This window comes from Synechococcus sp. BA-120 BA3, from assembly GCF_034931285.1.
Lineage (GTDB): Bacteria > Cyanobacteriota > Cyanobacteriia > PCC-6307 > Cyanobiaceae > Cyanobium.
This window is the reverse complement of record NZ_JAYGHZ010000452.1, coordinates 1-1,536: the sequence shown is the minus strand read 5'-3', so window position 1 is coordinate 1,536 and position 1,536 is coordinate 1. Positions and strand designations below refer to the sequence as shown.

Annotated in this window: 1 protein-coding gene; it reads right to left on the bottom strand. The window is 73.4% G+C overall.

Going from position 1 to position 1,536, the window contains the following annotated elements; all coding sequences use genetic code 11:
- On the bottom strand, nucleotides 1–1,536 hold a 1,536-nt coding region (locus VB737_RS16690), incomplete at both ends, for a hydantoinase B/oxoprolinase family protein (RefSeq protein WP_500314614.1).

Genomic DNA, 1,536 nt, shown 5'->3' with positions numbered 1-1,536 from the left:
ATCTCCAGCAGGTCGCCCGGCTGCACGGCCACCTGGTCGCAGCCGGCCAGCTCCTGCTGGCGGCCATCGGCCCGCTCCAGCCGGTTGCGCCCCACCGCCCCATCGCCGCCACCGGCCAGTCCGAAGGGGGACACCCGCCGGGAGCCGGAGAGGATCGATACGGTCATCGGCGCCAGGAAGCGCAGCCGCCGCACCACCCCGTCCCCGCCGCTCCAGCGGCCGCCGCCGCCGCTGCCGCGGCGGATGGCAAAGCGCTCCAGGCGCACCGGGAAGCGGTCCTCGAGGATCTCCGGATCGGTCAGGCGCGAGTTGGTCATGTGGCTCTGCACCGCGCTGGCTCCGGCGAAACCGCTGCCATCCGCCAGCACCCCGGCGCCGGTGCCGCCGCAGATGGTCTCGTAGTACTGGTGGTCGGCATCGCCGAAGCTGAGGTTGTTCATCGTGCCCTGGGCCGCCGCCATCACCCCCAGCGCCCCGAACAGGGCGTTGGTGACCGCCTGGGAGGTTTCCACATTGCCGGCCACCACCGCCGCCGGCGGCCGCGGGTGCAGCAGGCACCCCTCGGGCACCACCAGCTCGATCGGTGCGAAGCAGCCGGCGTTGAGCGGGATCGCTCGGCCCACCAGGCAGCGGAACACGTAGAGCACCGCCGCCTTGGTGATCGCCAGCGGGGCATTGAAGTTGCCCTCCAGCTGGGGGGAGGTGCCCCTGAAGTCGATCCGGGCCCGGCGGGCGGCCCGGTCGATGCGGATGGCCACGACGATGCGGCTGCCGTTGTCGAGCTCGACGCTGTGCTTGCCGCCGGTGAGGCCGGCGATCGCCTCGGCGACCGCCGCCTCGGCATTGGCCAGCACGTGGCCCAGGTAGGCGCTCACCTCATCGGTGCCATCGCGGGTCAGCACCCGCTGCAGTTCGCTCTCCCCCAGCCGGTTGGCGGCCACCTGGGCCTGGAGGTCGGCCAGCAGCTGCTCGGGGTTGCGCACCGGGTGGGGGCCGGCGGCCAGGCGCTGCCGCCAGCACTCCGCATCGAACCGGCCCTGGCGCAGCAACGGCACGTGGCGCAGCAGCAGCCCCTCCTCCTCGATGCGGCGGCTGAAGGGGGGCATGGAGCCCGGGGTGAGGCCGCCGACGTCGGCGTGGTGCCCGCGGCAGGCCACGAACAGCAGCGGCTTCGGCGGTGTTTCGCAGGAAGCGGCAGGGTCTGTGGCGTCAGGGGCGAACACCGGCGTGATCACGGTGATGTCGGGCAGGTGGGTGCCGCCATCGAAGGGGTCGTTGGCGGCGTAGGCATCGCCCGGCGCCAGGGGCGGCAGGGTGCCGGCGGCCACGGCGGCCAGCAGGCTGGCGACGCTGTCGCCCATCGAGCCGAGGTGCACGGGGATGTGGGGGGCGTTGGCCACCAGCCGCCCGGAGCCATCGAACAGGGCGCAGGAGAAATCGAGCCGCTCACGGATGTTCACCGAGCGGCTGCACTGCCGCAGCCGCTCGCCCATCTGCTCGGCGATGGCGGTGCCGTAGGCCCCGTTGGCCGGAGCC